The sequence below is a fragment of the Marinobacter sp. PE14 genome, from assembly GCF_053566155.1.
Map to the genome: position 1 here is coordinate 192,398 of NZ_JBQXNY010000006.1, position 22,326 is coordinate 214,723.

At 58.0% G+C, this 22,326-nt stretch carries 21 protein-coding genes; 11 read left to right on the forward strand and 10 right to left on the reverse strand.

Annotated features, from left to right (window positions below; all coding sequences use genetic code 11):
* Positions 1-36 precede the first annotated feature (36 nt).
* Positions 37-1,587, reverse strand: a complete 1,551-nt coding sequence (locus ACWJ62_RS18180; protein ID WP_449287477.1) for a bifunctional aminoglycoside phosphotransferase/ATP-binding protein — start codon at positions 1,585-1,587, stop codon at positions 37-39.
* Between the two features lie 157 nt (positions 1,588-1,744).
* On the opposite strand from ACWJ62_RS18180, the gene mrcB reads away from it, so the two are divergent.
* Both mrcB and ACWJ62_RS18190 read left to right on the forward strand, forming a co-directional pair.
* Entirely contained in the window at positions 1,745-4,075 is a 2,331-nt protein-coding gene (mrcB, locus tag ACWJ62_RS18185) for a penicillin-binding protein 1B (RefSeq protein WP_449287459.1), read from the forward strand.
* Positions 4,072-4,653: a tetratricopeptide repeat protein gene (locus tag ACWJ62_RS18190; RefSeq protein ID WP_449287460.1), complete on the forward strand. Its 582-nt coding sequence runs from the start codon at positions 4,072-4,074 to the stop codon at positions 4,651-4,653. The genes mrcB and ACWJ62_RS18190 overlap by 4 nt, the downstream gene beginning before the upstream one ends.
* Before the next feature lie 58 nt (positions 4,654-4,711).
* Here ACWJ62_RS18190 and ACWJ62_RS18195 read toward each other — a convergent pair whose 3' ends face one another.
* On the reverse strand, positions 4,712-5,653 hold the full coding sequence (locus tag ACWJ62_RS18195; RefSeq protein ID WP_449287461.1) for a DUF4382 domain-containing protein: 942 nt from the start codon (positions 5,651-5,653) through the stop codon (positions 4,712-4,714).
* 224 nt (positions 5,654-5,877) lie between these two features.
* Between ACWJ62_RS18195 and ACWJ62_RS18200 the strand changes: the two genes are divergently transcribed.
* Genes ACWJ62_RS18200 through ACWJ62_RS18215 form a run of 4 tightly spaced genes read left to right on the forward strand, consistent with a single transcriptional unit; the run spans position 5,878 to position 8,924 of the window.
* Positions 5,878-6,465, forward strand: a complete 588-nt coding sequence (locus ACWJ62_RS18200; RefSeq protein WP_449287462.1) for an RNA polymerase sigma factor — start codon at positions 5,878-5,880, stop codon at positions 6,463-6,465.
* Between the two features lie 4 nt (positions 6,466-6,469).
* Positions 6,470-7,168 carry an anti-sigma factor family protein gene (locus ACWJ62_RS18205; RefSeq protein ID WP_449287463.1) on the forward strand — a complete coding sequence of 233 codons (699 nt, stop codon included), beginning with the start codon at positions 6,470-6,472 and terminating at the stop codon, positions 7,166-7,168.
* Positions 7,165-7,548, forward strand: a complete 384-nt coding sequence (locus tag ACWJ62_RS18210; RefSeq protein ID WP_449287464.1) for a hypothetical protein — start codon at positions 7,165-7,167, stop codon at positions 7,546-7,548. Before ACWJ62_RS18205 ends, ACWJ62_RS18210 begins: the two co-directional genes overlap by 4 nt.
* Positions 7,549-7,601: 53 nt before the next feature.
* Positions 7,602-8,924, forward strand: a complete 1,323-nt coding sequence (locus ACWJ62_RS18215) for a tetratricopeptide repeat protein (RefSeq protein ID WP_449287465.1) — start codon at positions 7,602-7,604, stop codon at positions 8,922-8,924.
* Positions 8,925-8,958: 34 nt separating this feature from the next.
* Here ACWJ62_RS18215 and ACWJ62_RS18220 read toward each other — a convergent pair whose 3' ends face one another.
* From ACWJ62_RS18220 to ACWJ62_RS18245, 6 genes are all read right to left on the reverse strand, one after another.
* Positions 8,959-9,879 carry a lipase family alpha/beta hydrolase gene (locus ACWJ62_RS18220; RefSeq protein WP_449287466.1) on the reverse strand — a complete coding sequence of 307 codons (921 nt, stop codon included), beginning with the start codon at positions 9,877-9,879 and terminating at the stop codon, positions 8,959-8,961.
* 327 nt (positions 9,880-10,206) lie between these two features.
* The gene (gene hemL / locus ACWJ62_RS18225; protein WP_008173155.1) at positions 10,207-11,487 is read right to left on the reverse strand and encodes a glutamate-1-semialdehyde 2,1-aminomutase; all 1,281 of its coding nucleotides are present in this window, start codon (positions 11,485-11,487) and stop codon (positions 10,207-10,209) included.
* A 15-nt stretch (positions 11,488-11,502) separates the two neighbouring features.
* On the reverse strand, positions 11,503-12,162 hold the full coding sequence (gene thiE / locus ACWJ62_RS18230; protein WP_449287467.1) for a thiamine phosphate synthase: 660 nt from the start codon (positions 12,160-12,162) through the stop codon (positions 11,503-11,505).
* Positions 12,159-12,917, reverse strand: coding sequence for a bifunctional hydroxymethylpyrimidine kinase/phosphomethylpyrimidine kinase (gene thiD / locus ACWJ62_RS18235; protein WP_449287478.1), 759 nt, complete (start codon positions 12,915-12,917; stop codon positions 12,159-12,161). Before thiD ends, thiE begins: the two co-directional genes overlap by 4 nt.
* 41 nt (positions 12,918-12,958) lie before the next feature.
* Positions 12,959-13,381 carry a protoporphyrinogen oxidase HemJ gene (hemJ, locus tag ACWJ62_RS18240; protein ID WP_449287468.1) on the reverse strand — a complete coding sequence of 141 codons (423 nt, stop codon included), beginning with the start codon at positions 13,379-13,381 and terminating at the stop codon, positions 12,959-12,961.
* 3 nt (positions 13,382-13,384) lie between these two features.
* Positions 13,385-15,160 (reverse strand): chloride channel protein, encoded by a 1,776-nt coding sequence (locus ACWJ62_RS18245; RefSeq protein WP_449287469.1) that lies wholly within the window; start codon positions 15,158-15,160, stop codon positions 13,385-13,387.
* 154 nt (positions 15,161-15,314) lie between these two features.
* Between ACWJ62_RS18245 and argC the strand changes: the two genes are divergently transcribed.
* The 4 genes from argC (at position 15,315) to erpA (ending at position 18,013) form a co-directional block, all read left to right on the forward strand.
* A complete protein-coding gene (argC, locus tag ACWJ62_RS18250; RefSeq protein WP_449287479.1) occupies positions 15,315-16,352 on the forward strand; it encodes an N-acetyl-gamma-glutamyl-phosphate reductase in 1,038 nt (345 codons plus the stop codon).
* 16 nt (positions 16,353-16,368) lie between these two features.
* Complete coding sequence (locus tag ACWJ62_RS18255) at positions 16,369-17,109, forward strand: DUF6776 family protein (RefSeq protein WP_449287470.1); 741 nt, start codon at positions 16,369-16,371, stop codon at positions 17,107-17,109.
* A gap of 1 nt (position 17,110) precedes the next feature.
* On the forward strand, positions 17,111-17,596 hold the full coding sequence (locus ACWJ62_RS18260) for a bactofilin family protein (RefSeq protein WP_449287471.1): 486 nt from the start codon (positions 17,111-17,113) through the stop codon (positions 17,594-17,596).
* Between the two features lie 63 nt (positions 17,597-17,659).
* Positions 17,660-18,013 (forward strand): iron-sulfur cluster insertion protein ErpA, encoded by a 354-nt coding sequence (erpA, locus tag ACWJ62_RS18265; RefSeq protein WP_008173146.1) that lies wholly within the window; start codon positions 17,660-17,662, stop codon positions 18,011-18,013.
* A 12-nt stretch (positions 18,014-18,025) separates the two neighbouring features.
* Here the strand turns inward: erpA and ACWJ62_RS18270 are convergent, their stop codons facing one another.
* Together ACWJ62_RS18270 and ACWJ62_RS18275 are read right to left on the reverse strand one after the other, a co-directional pair.
* Positions 18,026-19,123: an anhydro-N-acetylmuramic acid kinase gene (locus tag ACWJ62_RS18270; protein ID WP_449287472.1), complete on the reverse strand. Its 1,098-nt coding sequence runs from the start codon at positions 19,121-19,123 to the stop codon at positions 18,026-18,028.
* A gap of 7 nt (positions 19,124-19,130) precedes the next feature.
* Positions 19,131-20,540, reverse strand: a complete 1,410-nt coding sequence (locus tag ACWJ62_RS18275; protein ID WP_449287473.1) for a peptidoglycan DD-metalloendopeptidase family protein — start codon at positions 20,538-20,540, stop codon at positions 19,131-19,133.
* Positions 20,541-20,844: 304 nt separating this feature from the next.
* Here ACWJ62_RS18275 and tyrS point away from each other — a divergent pair, with 304 nt between their 5' ends.
* Positions 20,845-22,047 carry a tyrosine--tRNA ligase gene (gene tyrS / locus ACWJ62_RS18280; RefSeq protein ID WP_449287474.1) on the forward strand — a complete coding sequence of 401 codons (1,203 nt, stop codon included), beginning with the start codon at positions 20,845-20,847 and terminating at the stop codon, positions 22,045-22,047.
* The last annotated feature ends 279 nt before the right edge of the window (positions 22,048-22,326 follow it).

The window sequence follows — 22,326 nt, forward strand, 5'->3', positions numbered from 1 at the left end:
AACCTCGCGCTCGCCAGTGGGAGCCAGTTGTTGTTCTTAGTCGGCCTTGCCGCCAGGGATGCCCAGATGTTGACGGATCCGGTCGGCCACCGCCTCTGCCACATGCTCCTGATCAGTGTGCAGGTGGATGGTGTGGCTCTTCTCTTCCGTGGTTAACGGTTCAAACCAGGTTTGCTGGGCGTCCAGCAATTCCTCGGTTGCCTCGGAGGCATCGCCCGTGCGGTTGCGGATCCATTCCCGGCGCAGATCTTCCGGCGCCTCGCAATGAATAAGGGCAAAGGGTACACCCTGATCTTCGGCTATGGATGTCAGCAGCGCCCGCTCTTTCTGTTTCAGGCTGGCGGCGTCCACAATCACCGGGAAACCGGCTGCCAGAACGTGACTGGCAAGCTCGGCCAGCCGCTGATAGGTTTTCTCTGTTGCTTCCTCGGTGTACAGGTTGCCACCGGTCGGTGAGCGCGAGCTTTCCAGCGGAGCCAGCCCATGCAGGCGCTTGCGCTCGACATCGGAACGCAGGCGTATCAGCCCCAGCTCGTTTGCCATGGCGGCGCTGACGCAGGTCTTGCCGCTGGCGGACAGGCCGGTGGTTGCCAGCAGGTAGTGGTTGGGAATAGTGCCGTAATCCTCCGCCAACTGGGCGTAATCGCGATAGCGCTGCATCAGGTCGGCCTTTTCGGCGTCAGTGATTCCGGGGTTGCCCATAGTGAACAGGGCGATCTTGGCGCGGACCATGGCGCGGTACGCCTTGTAGAGCGGCAGTAACGGCAGTGCCTCGAAGTCATCCCGGTATTCCAGGTAAGAATTGAGCACCTGATTGGCCAGGGCGTTTTCCCCACGGGATTCGAGATCCATCAGAAGGAACGCGAGATCGTTGATGACATCTATCCAGCGGAACGGTTCGTTGAATTCGATGCAATCAAAGACGGTCACCTCGCCCTCGAAGCGGGTGATGTTGGCCAGATGGAGGTCGCCATGGCACTCCCGGACCATGCCGCTGGCGCGGCGGTGTGCAATCAGCTCCCGGTGCCGCTCGAAGGTGGATTCGGTCCAGGCCTGGAGGTTATCCAGCTGCATGAGCAGATCCGGGTCGTCAATCATCGGGCGGATCTGGTCAAAATTCTCCTGCATGGCGGAAAACACCGCCTCTGGCGTTCCATGCGGTTTTTCATCGGGCACGGGCGGCAACTGGTCGTGAAAGGCAGCGACCTGGCGGGCCAGGTCTGTCAGCGGTTCGGGGGCCAACCCTCCCTGCTCCTGTAAATGATCGAAGAGATGTTCCTGGCCGAACTGGCGCATTTTGATGGCATATTCGAAGGCTTCGCCCTCGCCACCGAGGATCGGGTTTTCCGGCGTGCCAGAGATGGGCACAACTTCCAGATACAGTTTTTCGGCCAGCCGTCGATTGAGTCTCAGCTCCTCCTCGCAGAAATGTTTCCGGCGATCGAGGGTGGAGAAGTTCAGGAAGCCGAAATCCATGGGCTTCTTGATCTTGTAGGCGTAGTCACCGGTCAGGATAACCTGAGAGATGTGAGTTTCGATAACCTGAAAGCCATCGACAGGATGGTCGTACAGGTCTGGATCCTGCATGGACAGAATCAGATTGCCTGGGGATGTCTCACTCACCGTGTTCTCCTCGCGTTCCCTGAACCCATTGATTTTTCTTGCCCTATCATAACGGGCAGATTACAGAAATAACACACGGTTGGCCTGCCTTACCCACCGCTCCCTTCGTTATAATCGCGCCATGAAAAAATCCAAAGCATCTTCCAGCCCCAGACGAAAGCCCTCCCGACGTTCCTCCAACAACGGTCGCCGGCCGTGGTTCTGGCGTTTTATGTTCCGGTTGTGTGCCATCGGTCTCGTTTTGCTGGCTGGGTGGATGGTTTATCTCGATGCCGTAGTGACCTCCCGTTTCGAAGGCCGGCGCTTTGAAGTTCCGTCCCGGGTATACGCGCGCCCGCTGGAGCTTTTCGACGGTGCCAGCGTCAGTGCCGGTGCCCTGGAGAGGGAGCTGAGCCTCTCCGGTTTCCGCAAGGGTGACGGCAGGAAGTCCGGCAGTTACCAGCGCTCGGGAAATCGCTTTGTTATCAGTACCCGGGGCTTTTCGTTCCCGGACGGCGATGAACCCAGGCGCAGGATCTCATTGATGATTTCTGGCGATCGGGTTCAGGGCTTTTCGGTGATTGAAGGCGATAATGCCGCGATTGTGAGGCTAGAGCCGGCTCAGATTGGCGGTATCTACCCGGCGCACAAGGAGGACCGGGTGCTGGTCCAGTTGGACGAAGTACCGGCCCTGTTACCCACCACTCTGATGGCGGTGGAGGATCGTAATTTCTACGATCATTTCGGCATTGCGCCACTCTCTATTGGCCGGGCCATGCTTGCCAACATCCAGGCCGGGCGCATCGTTCAGGGTGGCAGCACGCTGACCCAGCAGCTGGTGAAAAACTTCTTCCTGACTCGCGAGCAGACGCTGGTGAGAAAGGCCAACGAAGCCCTGATGTCGGTGCTCCTGGAGTTGCACTATGAAAAAGACGATATCCTCGAAACCTATCTGAACGAGGTCTACCTCGGACAAGCCGGTACACGCAGCATTCATGGTTTCGGTCTTGCCAGCCAGTTCTATTTTGGCGAATCCCTCAAGGATCTGGACGTGCACCAGATCGCTTTGCTGGTGGGCATGGTCAAAGGCCCCAGTTACTACAATCCGCGCCGCCACCCAGAGCGCGCAACCGAGCGGCGGAATCTGGTGATTTCTGAAATGGAACAGGCCGGCCTCATTGAGCCGGGTCGCGCGTCCAGGGCCCGTGGATTGCCGCTGGGCGTCAGTGAGCGCCCGTCGTATTCGGAAAATCGGTACCCGGCCTATATCGATCTGGTCCGGCGACACCTTGCCCGCGATTACAAGGAAGAGGATCTGCGCAGTGAAGGTTTGCGGGTTTTCACGACCCTGAACCCGGCGATCCAGTACGCGGCAGAGTATGCGGTAACCGATACCCTTCCGAAGTTGGGTGGTGGGCAGAATGCCGAGGCGCTGGAAGCCACTCTGGTGGTAACGGCGAAGGATTCCGGAGAGGTGCTGGCACTGGTGGGTGGGCGGGACCCGCAATTTGCCGGGTTCAATCGGGCACTGGATGCCAACCGTCCCATCGGGTCGTTGATCAAGCCGTTTATCTATCTGTCGGCGTTGCAGGAGCCGGAGAGGTATACCTTGACCACACCGGTGCTGGACAAGAGTTTCACCCTGGAATTCGACGATGGCAAACGCTGGCAGCCCAAGAACTACGATGGCGAGGAGCGGGGCGAAGTACCCCTGCACAAGGCCCTGTCACACTCTTACAACCTGCCTGCCGTTCGCGTCGGGCTGGATATCGGGGTGGATCAGGTGCGGGAGAGGCTGACGGCGTTCGGCGTTGATACTCCGATTTCCCGTTACCCGTCGATGCTTCTGGGCTCGGTTTCCATGAGCCCGGTGACGGTGGCGCAGATCTATCAGGGGTTGGCGACATCCGGCTTCAACACCCCTCTGCGTACGATCCGGGAAGTGACCGATGCTGGCGGTGAGGCGTTATCCCGCTACAGTCTTGAGGTTGAGCAGGTGGCTGATCCCGCCGCCGTGCACCTGGTGCAATACGCCATGCAGGAAACCATGCAGGAGGGGACGGGACGCTCTGCATACTACACCGTGCCTCAAGAGCTGAGTCTTGCCGGCAAGACCGGCACCACCGACGATGGCCGGGATTCCTGGTTTGCCGGGTTCAGTGGCGACCTGCTTGCGGTGGCCTGGGTTGGGCGGGATGATAACGGGCCCACATCACTGACCGGGGCCAGTGGCGCTCTGCCGGTGTGGTCGAGGTTTATGGCGCAGGTTCCCCAGCACGGCTTCTCGCCGGTGGTACCCGACGGAGTCAGTTATCACTGGGTGAATTCGGAGCGGCAGGCACTGACAGACGAATACTGCGACAATGCCCGGCTGTTGCCCTACATTGCTGGCAGTGAACCCACGCACACAATTTCATGCTCCGGAAATCTGGAACGCCGAATCCGGGGTTGGTTTGAAGGACTGTTTCAATGATTGACCGAATGTCGTTAAGGGCTGCCCTGATCGCCACGCTGCTGTCAGTGGCTGGTTGTGCCTCCGGGCCAGGAGGCGGAATCTACGTGCCGATCGGCAGTGAGCCGGCCAAGGCGCCCGAACCACCCAGAACCAGCACTGATAGCGAAGAAAGCGAAGCCCCGGTATGGCGCAAGAGCGAACAGCCAGAGGCGGCTCCGGAAACCCGGGAACCGTCCCGTTCAAGTTCCCCCAGCTATCGGGAAACCGGGGATGGGCTCTCGCCGGCGGCGCTGAGCCTGGTACGTGAGGCCGATCAGCTGTTGGCCCAAGGTAACGTATCCGGCGCTATTGCGCGCCTCGAGCGCGCACAGCGGATTGCTCCCCGATCTGCCGAGGTGTATTTCAAGCTGTCCGAGGCCTATGTGGCGGGTAATCAGCTGGGCTCTGCGGAGCAGTTCACACTGAAGGGGTTGTCGCTGGCGGGTACTGATACACGGCTTCAGCGAGCGGGCTGGCTTCTGCTGGCGGATATTCGCCGGGCTCGAGGTAATGTGGCAGGTGCGGATCAGGCGGAGGCAAGAGCCTCCGCACTGTAACTCTGTTTTGCCAGCAGGCGGTCCCTGTTGTTCAGCGACCGCCTGCCTGGACAGAGGCTTATTCGACGAGAGGAATCAGCGCGGCTTCGGTTGTCTGGTTGGCAACAACCTCAAGGCTCTGGGTTCCCTCGAAGTCGAGGTTGTCATCCAGCTCGTTGTTATCCTCCTGGCAGCTGTAACTGATGGTGTAATTACCCTCCGGCAGGAATGCTGCCGTGTAGCTGTAGAGGCTTGATTCATCGTCGAGCTGAACGGGTACAATCATGAGAGGGTTGCCTTCCTCGTTGTTTACGTTCAGATCCGAGGTTTCGGCATTCTCACCGGAGAAGACGTACACAGCGCCCTCGTACTGACAGTCAGCCAGAGTTTCATCCGCCATACGAGTGGAAGTGATTTGGGCGACGTCCACCTCACCACTGATAGAGCCAACCTCAAGGTTATTGACCAGTCTCAGGGACGGTTTCAGCATATAATCGGCCAGGGCATTACCCTGCGGGTTGACTATCGACTTGCGCACGTCAAAGTCGATGGTGAAATTGGTGGTTGTGTCTGCGGCCACCAGGAAATCGCCTTTCAGCTTGAGGCCACTTTGCTCCCCAGAGGGCACTGCCAGTGAGTACTCGCTGTCACCTGTGGATTCGAGCTTCACGAAGGAGTTGTCCGTGTCGACAATCAGGCGCAGTTCGGTGTAGGTGCCGGCAGGAACCTCCTCGTCTGTAATCAGTGGTTCGCTCAGGCCACCCTGGAGATCCAGCAGGTTTACCTGTTCGAATCCCTCGAGAGGAAACTCCACCCACTGACCGTTCAAGGGTTTCAGACGAATTTCGGTGAACGCAATGGTGACATTGCTCAGGTCCATGGCCGGGGCGTCGGTAATGCCGAAGGACACCGTGCCCGTCCCTGAAGAGGCTGAGCTGTCACTGTCGCCGCCACTGCCACCACAGGCCGCCATGCCCGCGGCGAGAGTCGAAATGGCAAGAAGTTGTACCGAACGTTTCATATAAACCTCCAAGGTTTATTTGCTGGAATCATAGCGAAGCAACATCGCTACCTGACTCCACCATCACGCTGCGGTGGAGGGCAGAGTTCCGGAAATTTTGTTAACGTTCCCTAATGTCCGGGCAATCGTTGAATCGGCAGATCGGGAACTCGGCAAATGCATCGGCACGGCGACTTGATATAGACTGCGCCGCTGGCATGAACCCACGCAGGTAAACAACGGTTTTGGCAATCTTCCCTTTCAAGCCCTCCAGGTCCCGGCGTTTCGATGCTCTGGTGCAGCCTCATCTGGACGCGATGTACCGTTTTGCTTACCGTTTGGCGGGTCAGCAACAGGATGCCGAGGACCTCGTTCAGGACGTCGTGGTCAAGCTATTTCCAAAACTTGATGAGCTGGAAAGCGTTGATCAGCTCCGGCCCTGGCTGAATCGGGTGCTCTACAGGCAGTTTATTGACCAGGTTCGGCGCAAAAATCGCCAGGGCGACCGCCCGTTGACCGAGTTGGTCGGCACTGAAAGCCAGGCTGACTGGCTGGACAGTCTCGAATCGGACAGCATAGGGCCGGATCTGCAACTGGAGCAGGCCCGCCTTGGGCCGGCGTTGGATCGAGTGATGATGACCCTGACGCCGGATCAGCGAACCCTGATGCTCCTGCATGATGTCGACGGCTGGCGCCAGGAAGACATCGCGGAGGTGCTGGATATTCCGCTGGGAACCGTAAAATCGCGCCTGCATCGATGTCGCGCGGCCCTGCGAAAGAAATTGCAGCGGGAGCTGGAACCAATCAAGCCGGCCGGACGTGTGGGGGAATGAGGTGATGACTATGTCCTGCAACGAAATCCGGGTGGATCTACCCGCCTACATCAACGATGAGCTTGCCGCCCCCGCCCGTGACCGCGTGCAGGAGCATGTTGCCGCCTGCCCGGCATGCAGCGAGAGGCTTGCCTCGGAGCGTGCTCTGACCCGGGCGTTGCAGGAACAATTCAGCGTTCCCGCTCCTTCCCCTGATTTTTACAGCCGTGTCTTGTCCTCTGCCCGAGGCGGAACCAGTCCGAAGTCTGGATGGAGTCACGGGGCATTGGGTGGCGCTATTGCAGCGGCTCTGGTACTGGGTCTTGGTCTGGGTTTGCTGTTTCAGCCTGATAGTGTGACTGACACCACCGAGCCTGTTGTCGCGTCGCCGGAAAATGCCGCTGAAAACTCGGCCTCCGGCATTGCTGCGCCGGTTGAGAAAACCGTGCGTCTTGCCTTCCGTTCCGGCGAGGCCCTGGAAAACGTTACGCTTACCCTCGAGCTGCCTCCTAACGTGGAACTGGCCTCCTGGCCAGGGCATCGTGAGCTTAGCTGGAAGGTAAGCCTGAATGCCGGGGAGAACGTCTTGTCGCTGCCTCTGAAACTCCTCTTCCCCGGTGCTGGTGAGTTAGTGGCCCGACTGGACACCGGAGATCGACAGAAAACCTTTCGGGCTCCGATTCCCGAGTATCCACAACGTCAGGTCGAGGATCCCGAATCATGACAGGTGACAGGTTTCCAGTGAGCGCGAGGCTGGCCGGAATGCTGATGGTTGGGTTCTGGATTTCGTCGACAGCACTGGCTAATGACGACCTCGATGTTACCATGCGAATGGTGACTGACGACGCAGAGCTCACCGATTCGGTTGTACGGGAAATCGAATTGCCTCGCACTCTGGAAAGACCTGAAGGCCCAGGCCAGTCCGGCTCCCGGGGAGCGGATGCGGCCAGCGAGGCCCGGGAAAGGGGGCGAGAGTTCGGTGAATCCATGTCCGAAAAAGCCAGGGAATCCCGGGAACTGATCAAAGGCAAACCCCAGTTGCCAGAGCGCCCTGAGCGGCCGGAACGCCCAGAGATGCCGGATGCGCCAGGGCTGGATCGCTGAAGCCGGATAGTCAATCGGTTCTGCCTTCCGTGGATTAATCCGGAGAGATCTTTTTGCTGGTATTCTGGCGAGCCCTGTTACTGATCGTTTTGTTGATGCCTACAGTGGGCCTTCACGCGGCTCAGACAGCTGCAGGCATGGACGATTTTCGTGCCGGTGTTGAAGCCTTTGAAGCCGGCGATCTGAGTGCCGCGAAAGAGCGCTTCCAGCGTGCCGCTGCGGCTGGACTGTCATCTCCATCCCTCTTCTACAACCTCGGCGTTACGTGCTATCAGCTTGGCGATTATTCTGAGGCTGAATCGGCGTTTCGGGTGTTGCTTGATGGGGCCAATGGCGCCCTGGCGCGCTACAACCTCGGTCTCGTGGCGCTCGCCCGGGAGGATTTCGTCAAAGCCCGCCACTGGTTTGAACAGGCATGGGTAGTGAGCGAAACCGAAAAAATCCGGGCGTTGGCCCGCGCCCAGTTGGACAAACTGGGAAGCGATATTCGGCCACAGCACAGCGAACCTTTAATGGATGGTTATCTGGGCATCACCGGTGGATACGACTCGAACATTGCCGGCCTGCCCGATGATGCCGCATCCAGTCAGGGTGGCGTCTTTCTCGAAGCATTGGCTGCCGGAACCTATGCACAGACAGTGGCCAGCCGCGCCCGGTTCGCCCTGGAGGCCGCTGCCTACTCCCGTGAGCATCCGTCCTATGAACAATACGACACCCAGGTTTTACAGGGGCGGGTAGCCTTGTCCGAGACTCTGGCTGACGGTGAGCGTGGTGTGCTGTTGTCGATAGCAAAATCCTGGTTTGATAGCCAGTCCCTTGAAACGCGATACGGATTGGAAGGGTTTTATCGCTGGCGCCAGTGTTCCTTGCCGTTGGCACCTGACCAATGTGGCGTATCCCTGGCAGCGGCCACTGTTAACGGTGGCTCCGGCTTCGAAGCCTATGATGGCCAGTGGTACCGAGCACGTATCCATGCGCGGAAGTACCTCGGCTTCTGGCGATTTGACGGCGCGTATTCCCTTGAAATCAACGACCGGCGGGATCTGCAGACAGCCGATGAGTTTGTCAGTGTCTCGCCTACCCACCATTCCCTGGAGTTTGCCGGTCGCTATCGCTGGCGGCCAGATATCGTATTCGGAACAACGGGCTCTGTTCGCCATAGTCGGTACCGGGACGCTCACCAGTTGGTGGCCGGGGAAGGCGAGAGCGGTCGCAGAAAAGATAACCGTCTGGAGATTGGATTGCTGGCGGAGAAGCCCCTGGACAGCAGCTGGCTGGTGCGGGGAGAGTGGTTGTTTCGTGACAACAGAAGCAGCCTGTCGCAGTATGATTATCAGCGCCAGACGCTGATGTTGACCCTGGAAGGGGCCTTCTAGCACTGCAATGCAAAGCCAGAAGGCCAGCTATCAATTACAGTCCGGCGTTCCTCAGCCGGTTGGCGTGTTGTTTGAAAACGGCTTTCGGGTCTGTCTCGAAGAGGCTATGCAGGCCCAGCGCCTGATTCACCTCGTCCAGGTGGTTCATGAAATAGTTGTCGCGGATAACCTTGCCAAACCGGCTGCTGCAGCGGCCCACCAGGCCGTCATTCTGGCTGAAGCCGAAGGCGAGGCTGGTGGTGCCCAACAACGCGTCGGACGGATCCAGTACGTTGGTCAGAACACCAGTGCCACCCCAAGAGTAGAAGCGTACGCCGTTAGCCGAGTAGGCGCCTTCACCGCAAGCGGTGGTTGGAATGCCGGCAGGGGCAAAGTTGTTGAATTCGGCGCTGCCCTGTGTGGTGAGGGATTCCAGGCTGGAGCGCAGGTCCTGGTTGTAGCCGCCGCCGGAGAGCAAATCGATCAGACCACCCAATGCATTACCCAGGTTGGCGGCAAGGCTTTCCGCGGGAGAGCCGTAGATTAGGTCTGCGACCGGTGAACCTTTATGTGGCGAGCCGACGGACGTCACCGAGGCAACGAGGTCTGGCCGCACCCTTGCTATGTAGCGCGCCGTGGGGCCGCCGTGGCTGTGGCCAATCAGATTGACTTTACCGTGCACCGCGGCGATGGCCTGTACCTGCGGCAGCAGGGCTTCGCCGCGAGCAATGGTGCTGTCCAGGGCGGGCACCTGGGTGGTGTAGACATCGGCGCCGTATTTGCGGAGATCCTCGGCGACGCCGTACCAGTAGTCCACGCCGGCAATGGAATCAAAGCCGAACATGCCATGCACCAGCACAACCGGGTAGCGAGTATCCGTATAGTTTGAAGGGGTAGAGTTCCACCACCACGCGGCGGAGGGGGCAGACCAGGCCACACTCAGGGCCAGGGCCATTGCTTGGATCCAGAGTTTCATTGTCGTTCCTACAGTTTGATGTTGTGTTTGTTATTCAAACTGCGGCTCAACCTAACGGGTTGCTCCAGAGACTTCCTGCTCGTACTGCATCTGCCTGTTGGCAGACCGAGTGCTTCCGTGCGCTGACTTGATTCTTGTGTTTGTTAGATTGGTGCCGTCAGAGCATCTCGGTAGAGATTAGATCAACATTTGATCAGTCGGGATAGTAAGTCAACGGCACAAGAGGCCAGGCAGGGGTGTTCGCCGTGGAAGTGTGATGCCCATCACATGGGTGGCCCCGCAGGACATGTTCCGACCTGCGGGGCAGCGATGGGGACAGCGGAAATATCAGAGCGTGGCCATGACTTTTTTGGCCGCCGCTACCGTATCGGCGATGTCCTGTTCGGACAGTGCCGCTGTCGTAAAGCCTGCCTCAAAGGCGGATGGTGCCAGATATACGCCTTCTTTAAGCATGCCCTGGAAGAACTTCTTGAAGCGCTCGACATCGCAGCCCATCACCTGGTCAAAGCGGGTAACAGAGCTTTCCTCGGTGAAGAAGAACCCGAACATGGCCCCGGCACTCTGGACCGTCAACGGGATGCCGGTGGCATCAGCGGCTTCCTTCAGGCCGTCGCGAACGGCATTGGTTTTCTCGGTCAGCCGGTCGTGGAAACCGGGTTCGGAAATCGCATTCAGGGTCGTCAGGCCGGCGCACATGGCCAGGGGGTTACCGCTTAGAGTGCCTGCCTGGTAAACCGGTCCCAGCGGTGAGATGTGCTCCATGATTTCCCGTTTGCCGCCAAAGGCGCCGACCGGAAGCCCGCCACCAATCACTTTGCCCAGTGCGGTGAGGTCCGGGGTTACGCCATACAGCCCCTGCGCGCCGCCGAGGGAAACCCGGAACCCGGTCATTACTTCGTCGAAGATCAGCACGGTGCCGTGCTCGTCGCACACTTCCCGCAACCCCTCGAGGAAGCCGGGGACCGGCGGGATACAGTTCATATTACCAGCGACCGGCTCAACGATAATGGCAGCGATCTGGTCGCCCATTTCCCGGAAGCATTCCCGAACGCTGTCCATATCGTTATAGGTCAGCGTGATGGTGTGCTCGGCCAGGCTGGCGGGGATGCCAGGGGAGTTTGGCACGCCCAGGGTGAGAGCCCCGGAGCCTGCTTTTACCAGCAGTGAATCCACGTGGCCATGATAGCAGCCTTCGAATTTCACGATCTTGTCGCGACCGGTGTAGCCCCTGGCCAGACGGACAGTGCTCATGGTGGCCTCGGTACCGGAATTCACCATTCGGACCAGTTCGATGGATGGCACCAGTTCGCACACTTTCTTGGCCATCTCGGTTTCGAGGGCCGTGGGGGCACCGTAGCCAACGCCCAGATCAACCTGCGCATGCAGGGCGTCCTTGATGCGCTGGTCACCGTGACCAAGAATCATGGGGCCCCAGGAGCCGATGTAATCGATGTAGCGCTGATCGTCTTCGTCGTACAGATAGGCACCCTGGGCGTGCTTGAAGAAAATCGGCGTGCCGCCAACGCCTCGAAAGGCCCGCACCGGGGAGTTCACGCCACCGGGGATGTATTTCTGGGCCTGCTCGAACAGGGTTTCGGAGTGCGTCATGGATCTGGGCTCCTGTTATTCTGGAAGTGAAAAAAGTGGGTGATGGCTTGCGAACAGGCGCTTAAAAGCTTTGGCTCGCATCTCAATGTTGTCAGTGTCGCCGCCAAACAGACCCCCTACCACGGCGAGCATGTCGGCGCCGGCACGGATAAGAAGTTCGCCGTTGTCTGTGGTCACCCCGCCAATGCCGGTGATCGGGAGGCCGAAATGCTTCGCTTCGGTCAGTACACCGGGAGGCGCTGCCGGGGCGCCGGGTTTGGTCGATGAGGTATAAAATCGCCCGAACGCCAGATAGTCTGCGCCCGCTTCCAGTGCAGCCTTCGCAAGTGCGAGATCGGCGTGACAGGTTATGCCGACTATGGCCCCATCACCGAGAAGCCGGCGGGCCTCCGCCACTGAACCGTCCGTCTGCCCCATGTGTACCCCGGCAGCACCGACCCGTTTCGCCAGACCCGGGTCGTCATTGATCAGCAACGGAACGCCCGCATTTCGGCATACAGCCTGCAAACTTGCCGCCTGGGAAAACCGTTCGGCCATCGGCGCGCTCTTTTCACGGTATTGTACCATGACCGCGCCGCCCCGAAGCGCAGCCTCAACCGATTCGATCAGCGTTTCGGGCGGTGTCAGTACGCTGTCGGTAATCGCGTAAAGCCCCGGGCGCAGCCCTTTACTCATCGCTCCCACAGAATGCCTCGATCCGGAACCGGCTGGCCTTTGCCGACTTCCAGGGCGTGCAGGATGGCGCGATGGACATAGTTCTGGGCCTGGGAAATGGCGGCGCGGGGCGACAGCCCGGAGGCCCTGCCGGCAGAAATGGCCGCTGCCAGGGTACAGCCGGTGCCATGGTACTCGCCACCGATGCGTTCAATTTCCCAGCGCATGGGCTCAGGGGCGTGATTATAGAGCGTGTTGATAATGTGAATGCCGGTGCCGTGCCCACCGGTGGCCAGCACGGATTCGCAGCCGCCCTTCAACAGATTGTCAGCGGCCTGATCGGCGTTTTCACTGTTGCCCAGCATTGCCAGTTCGACGCCGTTGGGCGTGATCATCTCGGCCAGGGGGAAGAGCTTCTCCTTCATGGCGCTGACCAATTCGTCGTCGGCCAGATCACCGCCACCTGCGGCCTTGATCACCGGGTCGGTAATCACCGGAATGCCCGGGTGTTTACGTATGAAATCCACGAGCACATCCACCACCGCAGCATTGCCCAGGGCACCGGTTTTGATCGCATGAATCGGCGAATCATCGGCGAGACACTGGAGTTGCTTTTGGATCAGATCCGCCGATACGGGCTCGGCGCCATAAACGTTACGGGTATCCTGCACGGTGAGGCAGGCAAGAACCGGCAAGGGATGACAGCCGAGGGAGGTGACCGCCTGGATGTCGGCCTGAATGCCAGCGCCGCCGGACGGATCAAGGCCGGAAAGAATCAGAACCTGTGGTCGGGTATAGCGTTTGATGACTCAGCTCCTCAAAACGGTTTGACAACAGCCAGGATAACAACGGCCAGAAGAATCAGCACCGGCAGTTCGTTGAACCACCGATAAAACACGTGGCTTCTGGTGTTCTGGTCGTCCCGGAAGACCTTTACAAGGTGCCCGCAGTAGAAATGGTAAATGATCAGAATGGCCACCAGAAATAGCTTGGCATGCATCCAGCCCTGGCTGAAATAGCCGGAGGCATTGTAACTGATCAACCAGACACCGAAGACGACGGTGGCGACCATTGAAGGGGTGGTAATGCCCCGGTAAAGCTTGCGTTCCATGATCTTGAAGCGCTCACGACCGGGCTCGTCCTCGCAGGCCGCGTGGTAGACGAACAGCCTGGGCAGATAAAAAATGCCGGCGAACCAGCACACCAGTGAAATAATATGGAAGGCTTTCACCCACAGCATTCGTCAGCTCCGTCGGTATTGGTAGTAACTTTCGATATCGGATTTCAGCACCACGCCGTAAACCCGCTGAATCAATGGCGCAACATGACGTTGTACGTAGAGGGCCTCGGCATTGGTTGCTTCAAACTCGTTTAATGCCTCCTCCAGGGTGGCCTGATATTGCACCGGGGCAACGTCACGACGGTTCGCGGGTATGTCCATCAGGTCAATGGCCTCCGGCGGTTCGGTCTCTTCCTCGGATACCAGCTTCTCCGTGTCCTCCAGGTATCTGGCCAGATCCACGGCCGGCAACAGGGCGGTCGGCCCGCTGCTGCCCTCAACCACCAGCCACTTTGGCTCGGATTTCAGGACTTTTCGCGCCTCTTCCACAGTCAGATGCCGCTCGGTGCGCAAGATACTACGGTCCATGATCGCGCCAACCGATACCCGTCGCAGCGCCTGAATCACCGGGGAGTTCTGATAACTAAGCCCCTGGTTCTTGAGAATGGTCAGGAATAGCGATCTTTTGCCGAAGGCCTCGCTGGTAACCAGGCTTGAGGTGGTAATAATCAGCATGCCCGGAAGAATGATATTGGGGTTTCGCGTGAGCTCCATCAATGCCATCAGGGCTGCGAGTGGCGCCTGCAGTACGGCCCCCATCATGGCTCCCATGCCGAGCATGGCGTAAAAGCCGACGGAGGAAGCCTGCTCGGGCATGATCTGGGCGCCAATCAGCCCCATGGCGCCACCCAGGGTTGCCCCCATAAACAGAGTGGGACCGATCACGCCACTGGGCATGCCCAGCCCGATGGAGAGTGATGTAATTACCAGTTTGGCGGCGCCGGCTCCGAGCAGGAGCCAGAACCCGAGTTCGCCGTTAATGGTTTCGTTGACGGTGTCGTAACCGATACCCATGGTTTCCGGAATAAAAATGGCGAATGGCACCATCAGAAGGCCCGCAATGGTGATGCGCAACAGAACCGGACGGTGGTGGTGCTTGCCCATGGTGTCGACCAGCTGGATAAACAGCGCGGCCGAGATGCCGATAATCACCGCTATGGCGAGTATCCAAGGGATTTCCGTTAACGAGTTCATGGTCAGTGCCGGCACGTTAAAGGCCGGCTCTGTGCCATAGACCGCCTGGGTAACAATGGCGGCGCTGACAGAGGCCAGGATGATCGGTGTAAAACCGGCAATGGTGTATTCCATCATCACCACTTCCATGGCGAAGATGACGCCGGAGATCGGCGTGTTGAAAGAGGCTGAAATGGCGGCCGCACAACCGCAGGCCACCAGTGTCCGGATGCTGTTGTTCGGCAGCCGCATCCATTGCCCCATCAGGCTGGAAAAAGCCGCTCCCAGGTGCACGGCGGGCCCCTCACGACCGGCCGACTGACCACTGATCACGGTGGCAACGCCCGAGATGAACTGCACGATCGCGCTGCGCATTGAAATGTAGCCCTGGTGGTAATTCAGGCGCTCCATTACATGCACAATCCCGACCTTGCGGTCGTGGGTGGCCAGACGATGCATCAGCAGCCCCAGACCGAGTGCGCCAGCCAGGGGCAGGAGTCCACGGGTCAGCAGGTCCAGTTGTTCGAAGGATTCTGAGCCATCCCCGGGCAGGAAATGCTCAAGGGGCCATTCGATAGCCAGGCGAAAAACCAGGATCACGCCCCCGGTTATCAATCCGGACAGCAGGCCGAGCACGGCCAGTTGCGGCAAAGCATCAACACCGGATAGTCGGCGCCGGAAAACAGGGATCAGATGCTCGGTAATCTGGTGCCAGATTTTCTGCATGAGGCCAGAGTTCCGGTGGATTTGGGTGGTCTGTCAGAAGGATTCTGACAACATTGTAACGGTCGCCCTGAGGGCTGCAATAAGTCATTGGTTTATCATGGTAGACTACGGCGTTAAAGCTCTTAATTCTGATACGACGTCGCTGGAGAAAATGGTGATTAAAGTAGGCATCGTTGGTGGCACCGGCTACACCGGTGTGGAACTGCTGAGAATTCTCGCGGTTCATCCTGAAGTTTCGGTCAGTTGCATTACCTCCCGGTCCGAGGCGGGCATGCCGGTCGCGGATATGTACCCCAATTTGCGCGGCCACTACGATCTCGCGTTTTCGGAGCCGGACGTTAATGTGCTTGGGGCCTGCGATCTGGTGTTCTTCGCCACGCCCCATGGCGTGGCCATGAGAATGGTGCCGGAACTTATGTCCGCCGGCGTGCGTGTGGTGGATCTGTCCGCCGATTTCCGTCTGAAAGATCTGGATGTCTGGGCCAACTGGTATGGCATGGCCCATGAGAGCCCGGAATGGGCGGAGAAGGCGGTCTACGGGTTGCCGGAAGTGGTGCGCGATGAAATCCGCACTGCTCAACTGGTTGCCAACCCGGGTTGCTACCCGACAGCGGTTCAGCTGGGGTTCCTCCCACTGCTGGAGCAGGGGCTGGTGGATCCCAGCCGCCTGATCGCCGATGCCAAATCCGGCGCCAGCGGCGCGGGCAGGCAGGGCAAGATCGGCATGCTTCACGGGGAGATCGGTGAAAGCTTCAAGGCCTACGGCGCCTCGGGTCATCGTCATCTGCCGGAAATCCGGCAGGGTTTGTGTGGCGCTGCCGGCGGTGATGTGGGTGTAACGTTCGTGCCCCACCTGATCCCGATGATCCGCGGTATCGAGGCGACGCTTTACGCCGAGCTGCAGAACCCGGCGGACTTTGATCGGCTCCAGACCCTGTTCGAGCAGCGTTTTAGTGACGAGCCTTTTGTCGATGTGATGGCTTTCGGCAGCCATCCGGAAACCCGGAGCGTGCGTGGGGCGAACCAGTGTCGCATGGCGCTGCACAGGCAAGAGCAGAGCAACATTGTTATTGTCTCTTCTGTCATCGATAACCTGGTTAAAGGTGCAGCCGGGCAGGCGGTCCAGAATATGAACATCATGTTTGGCCTGAAAGAAACCATGGGGCTTGAGGCCCCGGCGCTTTTGCCTTGATACCCAAGGGAAAATTGTGAGCGAACAGCGAAAGCCGGCTGAAGAGTATGTGGTCATCCGGCATCGACCGGGTTATCGCCTGCGCAGAACAGCCATCCTTCTGGTTTTTACCGTGGTGGCTGCGGTTGCAGGGTATGCCACCGGGCTTGCCCAGGGCGGTTTCCGTTTTTCCAGTGCCGAGGAGTCGAACCAGGCGCTTGAAAACGAGGTCGAGAAGCTCCGGGATGATTATCGCAAGGCTCGGCAGCAGCTGATCAACCTGGAGCGTGGGCAGGTGATTGACGAGCAGGCACTGAACCAGGCGCGAAAAACCATCGTGAATCTGGAAACCCGCATTGTGTCACTGCAATCGGACCTGACTTTCTATAAAAACATCATGGCTCCTTCGGAAACCAGCAAGGGGCTTCAGGTAGACAGCTTTACACTGGTTCGGGCCCGCAATCAGGAAATTTATGACTTCAAGCTGGTGCTGACCCAGGTCGGCAACAACAAGAGCTACATTTCCGGTGTGGTGGCGGTCAATGTCATTGGTTTGCGTGATGAGGAAAAAGAGGTCATCGCCTTGCGTGATCTCTCTGAGGACATAGCCGATCTCGGTGTGAAATTCCGTTTCCGGTACTTTCAGGATGTTGAAGGCGCCCTGAAACTACCGGAACAATTTGAGCCACTTGAGATCCAGGTGGTTGCCCAGGCAGAGGGCAAAAAATCCTCGCAAGCCGAGCGCACCTTTAACTGGGACGATTTAACGGAGAACTGACATGCTTGGCAAAAAAAAGCAGAAGCCGCGCCGGCCCACGGGCCATTTTGACACCCTGATTTCTTCCCGCACGACGGTTGAAGGCGATGTGCATTTCAGCGGCGGGCTTCACGTGGATGGCCGGATTCGCGGCAAGGTAGTTGCCGATGAGGGCACCGACGCGGTACTGAGGATTTCAGAAGTTGGGGAAGTGACGGGAGATATCAATGCGCCTCACGTCATTATCAACGGGACCGTGAATGGCGATGTTTACGCATCGGCACATCTTGAACTGGCGGAAAAAGCTTCTATCAATGGCAGCGTTTACTACAATCTCATTGAAATGGCGATGGGTGCGTCTGTAAACGGAAATCTGGTGCATCAGCGGGAGCCGGTCGGGTTGCTCTCCCAGGATTCCAAATCCGCCGGATCCGGCGAAAAGCAGGCTTCCGTTGGCGATTCAGCCGCGGAGCCCAGTGGTCCGGACGATGGTGGAAAGTCCGAATAGTTGATTGTTTTAGTCAGGAATACCATAATCGCCTGAGTTGTTCATAATAATCCGGAGGCGAACTTGAGCGCAGTTCAGCAACAAATAGCCACACCGCTGTTCTTCAGTGACAGTGCCGTTGCCAAAGTACGTGAGTTGATTGAGGAAGAGGAGAACCCCGAACTCAAACTCCGTGTCTTTGTGACGGGCGGGGGCTGCTCCGGATTTCAGTACGGCTTCTCGTTTGATGAAAGCCAGGACGAGGAGGACACCGTGATCGAGCGTGACGGGGTTTCTCTTTTGGTGGATCCGATGAGTTACCAGTACCTGGTGGGCGCTACCATTGATTATCAGGAAGGCCTGCAAGGCTCGCAGTTCGTGGTCCAGAATCCCAATGCCAGTTCCACCTGCGGGTGTGGTAGCTCCTTCTCTATCTGATCGGCCGTGGCTTCAGGCCGGGTAGATGGCGCCCAGAATACGAGGGCCAGCTGCCCCGGTTACGTCCGGCAGGTTTCCGGGCTTTCCTTCCAGTGCCTGCCTTGCCAGCCAGGCAAAGGCAACAGGCTCCACCATTTGAGGGTCTACTCCCAGTTCCGATGTGAGTGAGAGCGAGACGCCGGGAAGCGCTTTGGCGAATGCATCCATCAGCAGCGGATTGCGTGCCCCGCCACCGCACACGTAAATCCTGAGATCCGAGATCTTGGGCAGTTGCTGAACGACGCTTTTAACGGTCAATTCCAGCAAGGTCCTCTGAATATCTTCGGCTGGAATGCCCGGGTGGCGGCTTACCAGTGTTTTTACCCAGTCAAGATTGAACCGCTCTTTGCCCGTGCTTTTCGGTGGTGCCTTCGAGAAGTAGGCGTCGGAAAGCATGTCATCAAGAAGCTCCTGGTTAATCGAGCCTTCCAGGGCCCAATGACCGTCGCTGTCGAAAGGCAGCCCGGTCTGGTCCAGGCACCAGGCATCCATCAGCGCATTGGCAGGCCCCGTGTCAAAACCGGTTGCGGGTATGTCGTCACTGGCCGGGAGCCAGGTGATATTGGCGATTCCGCCGAGATTGAGAATGCAGCGGTTTTCCGTGTCTGAGCTGAAAAAGGCCTTGTGGAAGGCTGGGACCAGCGGTGCGCCCTGGCCTCCGGCGGCCATGTCCCGTCGTCGGAAATCCGCAACCGTTGTAATGTTGGTGGCTTCGGACAGCACGGAAGGATTGCCGATCTGTATGGAGAAAGGTGCGGCGCCGGACGGCTGGTGCCGAATGGTTTGTCCATGGCTGCCAATGCCGAGAATTTTTGCGCGATCGAATTCCGACCTTTGTATGACCGCGTCCGCGGCCTGGGCAAACAGTGTGCCGACCAGAGTGTCCAGTTCGCCGATTTCGTCGGGTTCGGCCTGGTTCTGGCTGGCGGCAATCAGTCGGTGGCGAATCTGATCGGGGTAGGGGATCGTGTGTGATGCGTGGATTTTTACGGCACTGTGGCCGAAAGACACCAGCACGGCATCAATGCCGTCCATGCTGGTGCCTGACATCAATCCAATCCAGGCTTCCATTTGTCGCTCAGTCGTCTGAAGCCAGTGCGAGTTGCTGATAGCTCTCGCGGAACACGTCAAACTGTGCGATTCGTTGTTCGGTGAATTGTTTGAACCGGGCCATCTCGGAAGACGGAATGGGCTTGGCGTCCGGTAACTTGACCGTGCGGGAGTTGCGCGGCGCCCCGTTCAGCCTGAACTCGTAGTGTAGGTGAGGTCCGGTAACCATGCCCGACGAGCCAACATGTCCGACGGTCTGGCCCTGCTTGACACGGGTGCCATTCTTGATGCCTTTGCCCAAGCGGCTCATATGCGCATACAGCGTGGTGATGTTGTCACCGTGCTGGAGGATAACGGTTCGTCCGTAACCGCCCTTCCAGCCGGCAAATTTCACCCGACCGGAACCTGCCGCCTTGATGGGGGTGCCGGGAGGCGCTGCGTAATCGGTGCCTTCATGCGGACGCACAACGTCCAGAACGGGATGGCGGCGCTGAAGGTTGAACGGAGAAGAAATCCGGGCATTGATGGGGGTTCGAAGGAATGCCTTGCGCATGCTCTTGCCATTGGGGGCGTAGTAATCGCTATCGCCATTGCTGTCGGTATAAAGCAGTGCGAGGTTTTCTTCGCCGCGGTTAACAAATCGTGCAGACAGGATCCGGCCGGTGTCGAACTTTTCGCCGTCCAGGTAGAGTTCTTCATAAACCACTTCGAATTGGTCGCCCTTTCGGACATCGTAAACAAAGTCGATATCCCAGCCGAAAATGCCGGCCAGTTCCATGGTCAGGCTGTCGTTAAGGCCCGCTTCGCGCGCAGCCAGATAGAGGGACCCGTCGATGGTGCCTGATGCAAAGGCTGGCCGCGCTTCCGGTTTGCGAACTTCGGTTTCGCCGGTAAAGCTTTCGCCCTCTTTGCTAATCTTCAGGGTTTCCAGTCGGTTCCTTTGCAAGTCAACGGCAGCAAGCCCGCCGTCTTCGGTTGTCGCAAAACGAATGGTCTCGCCGGCGTACAGGCGCTGAAGTTTTTCGGCCTCACCGTCGCCATGAATAACCGAGAGCATGATGCCATCATTAAAGCCAGCTTTCTTGAACAGAGAGGAGAGCGTGTCACCAGACTTGATCGCGAAGGTTTGCCATTCGAGTTCCGGCGGCTTCGGAGCGACAGGTTGTTCGGGAGCGGAAAGTCTCGCCTGCTGCGTGGCCTCTGTCGCGACATCGGATTCAGGCGCTTTCGGCTGAGTGTCTGCAACGGAAGCCTCTGGCGGGGTTGCTTGCTCCGGCGCTGCGCCGGTTTCGGAAACGGTGCCTTGCTCCAGGTCCAGGGCATAGGACATCCGTTTGGCTTCAACGTTGCTGCTGGGGCTCATAAGAATGGCAGCAGTAACAACGACGGTAACCGCGGCAGCAATGGTAATGTGAGTTTTAGGAAACATTTTCAGCACGTATCGCACCCGTTTTAATCGGTATTACGGCAGCTTGTACTACCTAATTAAAGCTGTTGTTCAAGTATAGTCCAACAGATTACCGTATAAAATGCATGCGGGACAGCGTGGAACATTACGGTTGCTGTTCCATCCTCCGGATTTCTTTTGACAGCGTTGTTATAATACGCCGCCCTGCAAAGTCGGTGTTGGTCAAATTCTGGTCAACATACTGTAGCAGGGGAACAGGTAACTCACAGATTTCTTTTGTTGAACTCTGTAACTGACAGAATCTTTCCAAGATCAAAGCGGGGACGTGTTGTTCATGGCATCCATTGATGAAGCGTTGGCGATAATCAAGCGAGGCGTAGACGAACTCATTCCGGAAGATGAGCTCATCGAAAAATTGAAGGAAGGTCGTCCGCTGCGGATTAAGGCGGGTTTCGACCCCACTGCGCCGGACCTTCATCTTGGGCACACCGTTCTTATTAACAAGCTGCGGCAGTTCCAGGATCTTGGTCACGAAGTGATGTTTCTGATTGGAGATTTCACCGGAATGATCGGCGACCCCACCGGTAAAAGCGCCACACGTCCTCCTCTAACAGGGCAGCAGGTTGCCGAGAACGCGGTCAGCTATAAAGAGCAGGTGTTCAAAATTCTTGATCCCGCAAAAACGCGCGTCATGTTCAATTCCGACTGGATGGGCAAGATGAGCGCCGCGGATATGATCAAGCTGGCGGGACAATACACCGTTGCGCGCATGCTGGAGAGGGATGACTTCACTAAGCGCTACCGTGCCGAGCAGGCGATTGCGATTCACGAGTTCCTCTATCCTCTGGTTCAGGGATACGACTCCGTGGCCATGGAGGCGGATGTTGAGCTGGGCGGTACCGACCAGAAGTTCAATCTCCTGATGGGGCGTATTTTGCAGAAGCAATACGGCCAGTCGCCGCAGGTGATCCTCACCATGCCAATTCTGGAGGGCCTCGATGGTGTCCAGAAGATGTCCAAGTCTCTGGGCAACTATGTAGGCGTAAACGACTCGCCTGGCGAAATGTACACCAAGCTGCTTTCCATGCCGGATGACCTCCTGTGGCGCTACTTTGAGCTGTTGAGCTTCCGGCCGCTTGCTGAAGTGGACGAGTTCCGAAAGGCCGTTGCTGGTGGCGCCAATCCCCAGGACTATAAAAAGCTTCTTGCGGAAGAGATTATTACCCGCTTTCACGATGAAGAGGCAGCCCGGACTGCTCACAAGTCCGCCGGTAACCGAGTGGCTCTCGGCGAGATCCCTGACAATGTGCCGACTGTTGAGGTGTCTTTGGAGGGGCAGTCCGAGATTCCCATGGCGGCGGTGCTTCGCCTGGCGGGCTTGGTAAAGAACGGCGCAGCAGCCAGGGATGTCCTGGGGCGCGGTGCGGTATTTGTCGATGGTCAGAAATTCGAAGGCGATCGGATGTTTGTGGAAGGCGATGATTGCGTAATCCAGGCTGGTAAGAAGAAGATTGCCCGGGTTCTGATTACTGTCTGATCGATTTTGGGCGATTTTGAGTTTTTTCCAGAATCGCCGTTGACACCCTCGGGCAGGTCTGTAGAATGCGCATCTCTTTCGAGGGGAGCACCGCTGAGGCGGCTCAGAAATCGAAAGATAACTGTTTGAAAGCGCTGAAGAAAATGAGTTTCAAAATTCTTCAGAAAGCAGTTGACAGGCAGGCGATTCACTGTAGAATGCGCGCCTCGAAACAAGCAGTAAGCCGGGTCATTTTTCGGCGCTTTCCGGAGACGGAAAACATCGAAAAATAAACGGTTG